Source organism: Henriciella sp., from assembly GCF_049649345.1.
Lineage (GTDB): Bacteria > Pseudomonadota > Alphaproteobacteria > Caulobacterales > Hyphomonadaceae > Henriciella.
The window spans coordinates 1-5,445 of sequence record NZ_JBARZC010000586.1; the positions used below are offsets into that span (position 1 = coordinate 1).

The window sequence follows — 5,445 nt, forward strand, 5'->3', positions numbered from 1 at the left end:
GTTGCAGCATCTCCTGCGCCGCTGCGGCCACCGAGATAGGACCGGAGCCCGGGACAGGCATGCGCGCCGCGCCGCCATTGATGAAAACGTACTGCGACGCCGGATTGCCGAGAACAAGCGGCAGGAAGGCTCTGGCGGCATGGAAGTGCGAAGACAGGCTGCCTTCGAGAAGAGTGTACCAGTCTTCGACGGCCATGCTCAGCAGGGGCGGTCCGGACCACCAGCCGCCGACGGAAGCGACGATCAGGTCGACAGAGCCATGCCGGGCGGCAATCTCATCGGCTGAATCGGCCCCTCCGGCCTCAGAGCCGATATCAGCCACAACCGGATCGAAGGCCCCGTGGCCATGACTGGCCGTCGCCAGGGCGTCCAGCTTGTCTGCAGAGCGCGAGGGAACAATGGTGGTCCAGCCCGCCGCGCGAAGCTGGCGGACGATGCCTTCTCCAACATCACCAGCCCCGCCAAGGACTATCGCCTTTTCTCCTGTCCCCATGTCCTATTGCTCCTCTGGTGGCGCCATAGCCGCCTGCATTGCGGCAGCCGTTGAAGGATCGAGTTCTGAGCTGTGGTGAACCAGCTCCCAGACCCCGCCGCGTTTTTCGAAGGTGTCCACATTGATGGCTGAGCCGACATAATCGACGGAGGCGGCGCGTTCGAAAACGATGAGATAGGTTGTCACCACCGCTTCATTGCCGCCGCCGCTGAACAGGAAGTTGGCGGCCACGTGCCGTTTGCCCGTGATAAAGGGGCGCGACTGTTCCAGTGCGGCTGCGATTTCTGCGCGCCCTTTCGCGACGCCAAAGCCAGACACGAACTCGGCGTCTTCTGCGAAGAAACTCGCATACAATTCGTAATCGGCGGCATCGAGCGCGTGATTGAGCCGGACGATGGTTCGCTTCATTTCGGCCTCGTCTTCGAGGCTCAGCGTTGAGGGTGCGGTGATGTAGCTGGCCGATTGCTGAGCGCTTGCCGGAGGGGCTGACAGGCAGACCGGCAGACAAGCGGCCAGGAGGAGTGCAACGAGCTTTTCAGTCATGAGAAGATGTCCTTTCTGCGAGTTACAGGCATCGAGCAGCCCCTGAAAATCGATGGGAAACAGAGAGATATGGCTGAAGCCGTGACGCGCGGCGACCTCAAGTCTGTCTGCAACGGCCTTTGTTTTAAGCCCCGCAGACCATAGGACGCGGCGGTTCTGGTCTTGCTTGCTCTGCCCGTGGGCTGGAAGCGCAAAAGGCAGGGTCAGACTTGCCGCGCCTAAGATCGTCTCGCGCCGTGTTGCCCCCCAGGGCGATGTCATGAGAAGAATTCCATTAGCGTGTCGGTTAGAAATTCGGGATTTTCGTCGCCGAGCCAATGGCCGGCTTTCGGGATAACCGCGCCGCGTACATCCTCGGCAACAGGTCTGAAAAGCTGCTCCACATAGGGGCCCGAACTTACCTCGCCGCCGATGGCCAGTACCGGGATGGAAAGGGGTGTTTCAGCAAGCGCCTTGTTGTCCTCGGCGTCTTGCCAGACCGACGCATAATATTCGATGCCAGCCCGCAGGGCGCCAGGCCTCGATATCGATCGTACATAAGCCTCGAAGTGATCCGCGCTAACCGCATCTGCATTGTGGGAAAGATGCCAGAAGAACCACGACAGAAGCTCGCGTTCCTTGCCCGCAAAAGCCATTTCGGCGACGTCAGGCACTGTGAAGAAGCCAAGATGCCAGTTGGCCCCATTGGTCCATTCAGGCGTCGGCGCCATGACGGTCTCGTAGCCGAAGCCGGGTAATCCGAATTCCATGACAGCAAGCCGCGTGACCCGCTCGCGAAACTGCGCGGCCAGGGAGAAGGCGACACCTGATCCCAGATCATATCCGGCAACAAACGTCTCGTTGATCTCAAGTGCGTCCAGGACCACAGCGATGTCCTTCGCCATGGTCTTCTTGTCATAGCCTGTGCGAGGGATTGAGGAGCCGCCGGCGCCTCTCAGATCCGGCACAATGACCTTGAACCGGGATGCAAGCCTCGGCGCAACCGCATGCCACATCAATCCGTATTGCGGCCAGCCATGGAGAAGGACGAGTGGGTGCCCCTCGCCTGCAACCCGGACGTATAACGAGTCTGTCGGGGTGACAGGAATACGGAACGTCTCAAAATCAGAAAGCTGCATCATGGGGTCCGTCAAATTCCAGGCTGTCTGATTGCGGGACGTTGAGGGCGCGACGGGGCATTCGCTGAGGGATTCTCTGTCGCAGAAGCACGGCCCTAGTCCGAGGTATCATCCATGCCGAACTCACCGAGACCCGCACCATCTGGCGTGGAATCCTCGGTCGGTCCGACAGTCGAAGCAGGCCAGTGTTCGCGGACAATCGCTCTCATGCCGTCGGCATACGGGCCTTCCCAGCTCTGTCCGAGTTCGGTCATTGCGTTCAGCCAGCCAATTGGCACAGCGCCGGCCTGAACAAGCCGCATGATCGCTGCGTCCTCGACCAACCGGCTATTGGTGCTCGAGACATCGACGACCACATACACACCGTAGCCAGCGGCAAGCGCATCGAGCGCCGTGTGACTGACGCAATTATCGATCGAAATCCCGCCGATGAGGATGTTGGTGATGCCTTCCTCTTTCAGCCAGGCGTCCATCTCGGCGGTAAAACCGGAGGATGTGTGACGCGGAAAGCGCCGCACATTCTCGGTCACATTCTCCGTGATCTCCGGAAGCATTGTGCCGTAATACTCATTCTCGGTGCCGAGCACCGCTGTCGGCAGATCGAAGAGCGGGTTGAATTTGGCGAATGCGGCGATGTTGTTCTTGTAGACGTCAGTCGGCATCGTGTTCATCAGATTGTCGAGGCCGCTCGTATAGTCGACATAAACCAGCGCAGTGTTTTCGGGGGTCATGCGCTGATCCGCCCCGCGCTGGATCGCCATGTCGATCGCAGCCTGTTCTTCGCTTGCATGGGCGGGCGCGGCAAAGACAAATGCTACGAATAATAGCGATCTGAGCATGGTGACGTCTTCCTGTTGCTTCAACAGACCTATCGCGTCTAAAAAGATAGACAATGAAGCAATATTGGTACTTGCGTTGCAAATACGGAACACGTGACTGATCTCAATCTCCTCAGAACTTTTGTGGCGGTTGCCGAGTGCCGCGGTGTCACACAAGCCGCCAAGGCCCTGGGCGTGCCGAAATCGACGGTCAGCCGGCAAATCGCAAAACTTGAAGAGCATCGCGATGCGTCTCTCTTCATTCGTGGCCGGACCGGACTGGACCTGACCCCCTTTGGGCACAGATTGTTCGAACAGGTGCGCCGGCCAATTCTCGAACTGTCTGAACGCAGGATCGAGCACAGCGAAGGGGGGCTTTCGGGCCTGGTCAGCCTCTATGCGCCCGCCGTGTATACGCGAGGTGTGCTGCAGCCGATCCTCATCGATTTTCTCGAAAGTCATCCAGGCATTTCCCTCGACCTGACCCTTGGCGACCGGTTCACCTCACCAGATGCCTCAGACGTTGATCTCGTTGTGCATGTTGGCTTGTCGCCCGGAAAGGCGTTTGAGATCTGGTCGCTGGCGCCGGTGGAAGCCCGTCTCTACGCTTCGCCGAAGCTTTTTGCAGAGGCTGCGCCGCCGAGGCACATCGCAGACTTGCAGAACTGGCCTTTCCTGACGAACAATTGTTCTCCCGGCGCCCACACGAAATTGAACCTCTTCCAGAAGGGGGAAAGCACCAGCGCGTCGACAGGCCCGGCGCGTCTGGTGGCCAGCGCGCCAGACCTCCTTGCGACCGCCGCCGAGAAGGGCACCGGTATCGCCCGACTACCCACCTTCATAGCCGAACCGTTTGTCAGCCAGGGAACGCTCATCCCGGTCCTGCCCGATTGCGTTCTCGACCGCCACACGGTCACCCTGGCCAAATGGCACCGCAACACCAACAAGTCGGCAAGGGTGCTGGCCCAGTTCCTTGTCGCCAAGCTGGGGCAGTAGGCGCGGCGCGATAATAACACTTCAGATTGGCTTGGGTTGTCTTCTTTCGGGATCCAGCCGTCCTTGCACGCCTTAGATGTGAAGCAAAAGATCGCTGCCAGATACTTTGACGAGAATTGCGCTCAATGCAGATTTCTTTTGTTGGCGCATCTGTTGGCACGCAATCCCTTTATGGCGCTGAAGGTAAACAATATTTTCACCCGCATTGGTGGATGCCCCCTTCACTACTTTCCTTGGATGCAGACGAAGACGATCAGGGCCCAGCATCGCCTGGATCTTGCGGGGATCAGGCATGCCCGTCCGTTGAGCCTGCCCGCCGCCGACCCGCGACCAAGGCGATCAAGAGCCCACACACTATCAGGATGACCACACCCGTGAGCGCGGTCTTGATCATGCCGTCAATACCCTCGGCGAACATCAGATTATCGACGTTTCCGGTCTTCCAGAAAACCCACTCACTGGCGAGGTGTGTGGCAAGAAGCCCGTTCCCGGTCCCAAGAAGAATGATACCATCGCCGGTGTCCGGATCGAAGCGGACAGCGGTGTTGATGGAGGGCTCATTGTTGCCATCGTGACCGATGATGAAATCGCCTTGGTTGTTTGGGGCATAGAGCATGACACCTAGCCCCCAGATGTCAGCGCCGAGCTTGGCCGCATGCGGATGGCGCATCTCACGCAGGGTCTCATCGGCGAGCAGGACATTACTGCGCGGTCTGGCATCCGGCAATTGCGCTTTCAGAAAGGCGGTGAGGTCAGCAGCCGATGTGAAGGCAGAGGTCGCGGCGAGCGCTGTGTAGTACCGAAAGGGCTCCGCTGTTCCGTCCTGGCGATAGTTTTCCGCAAGACCGCGCCGCCGCGCCTCGTCGAGATCGAATGTCGACCGCTGCATGCCGAGAGGCCGAAAGACCTCGTCTTTCATGAAGGTATCAAACGGGCGCCCAGAGACGTCCTCAATCAGGAGCTGAAGCAATGTGTAGCCACCTCCCGAATAGGCCCAGTCGCGGCCCGGCTCACGCACCAGACGAACCGGCCCGGTCGAACCGGGGGAGGCATCTGCCGGGTGTGAAAGGGACTCTTCGAGCGTCTGTAGGGCGTCTCTGGAGGCAAAGCCATTGTATCCCAGACCATCGCCAAGGCCGGCCGTATGGCTGAGAAGGTGCCTCACGGTAACGCCGGAACTGTCAAATTCGCCTGCAGGGAGGCTCCAGCGCTCCAAGTGGGCTTCTATGGGATCATCAAGGCCAATGCGCCCCTCCTCGACGAGCGTCATGACGCCCCAGGCGGTAAGCCATTTGCTGAGTGAGGCAACCTGAAAAAGCGTGTGTTCATCGACCGTCTCACCAGCTGAAACGAAATGCGTGGCGACAACCTCCCCACCCTCCAGCACAACCATCGCCAGATTGCCCGTTGCATCTCTTGCGATGATGTCGCGCGACGCGTCGATAAAGTCTGGCGCAGCCGGGGACGCCGCGATGGG

7 protein-coding genes are annotated in these 5,445 nt (G+C 59.5%); 1 reads left to right on the forward strand and 6 read right to left on the reverse strand.

From position 1 onward, the window contains the following. The 4 genes from WA989_RS16190 to WA989_RS16205 form a co-directional block, all read right to left on the reverse strand. Window positions 1-493: SDR family oxidoreductase (locus WA989_RS16190; protein ID WP_424341513.1), on the reverse strand; the 493-nt coding region annotated here is incomplete at its 3' end. Between the two features lie 3 nt (window positions 494-496). Further along, complete coding sequence (locus WA989_RS16195; RefSeq protein WP_424341514.1) at window positions 497-1,036, reverse strand: nuclear transport factor 2 family protein; 540 nt, start codon at window positions 1,034-1,036, stop codon at window positions 497-499. Window positions 1,037-1,293: 257 nt separating this feature from the next. Then, the gene (locus WA989_RS16200; protein ID WP_424341515.1) at window positions 1,294-2,157 is read right to left on the reverse strand and encodes an alpha/beta fold hydrolase; all 864 of its coding nucleotides are present in this window, start codon (window positions 2,155-2,157) and stop codon (window positions 1,294-1,296) included. Between the two features lie 92 nt (window positions 2,158-2,249). Continuing rightward, a complete protein-coding gene (locus tag WA989_RS16205; RefSeq protein WP_424341516.1) occupies window positions 2,250-2,993 on the reverse strand; it encodes an isochorismatase family protein in 744 nt (247 codons plus the stop codon). 93 nt (window positions 2,994-3,086) lie between these two features. On the opposite strand from WA989_RS16205, the gene WA989_RS16210 reads away from it, so the two are divergent. Next, window positions 3,087-3,968 carry a LysR family transcriptional regulator gene (locus WA989_RS16210; RefSeq protein ID WP_424341517.1) on the forward strand — a complete coding sequence of 294 codons (882 nt, stop codon included), beginning with the start codon at window positions 3,087-3,089 and terminating at the stop codon, window positions 3,966-3,968. A 72-nt stretch (window positions 3,969-4,040) separates the two neighbouring features. On the opposite strand, the gene WA989_RS16215 is transcribed toward WA989_RS16210, so the two are convergent. Next, window positions 4,041-4,262 carry a hypothetical protein gene (locus WA989_RS16215; RefSeq protein ID WP_424341518.1) on the reverse strand — a complete coding sequence of 74 codons (222 nt, stop codon included), beginning with the start codon at window positions 4,260-4,262 and terminating at the stop codon, window positions 4,041-4,043. Beyond that, a partial coding sequence (locus tag WA989_RS16220; protein ID WP_424341519.1) for a serine hydrolase domain-containing protein occupies window positions 4,255-5,445 on the reverse strand: 1,191 nt, incomplete at its 5' end. The genes WA989_RS16215 and WA989_RS16220, both read right to left, overlap by 8 nt.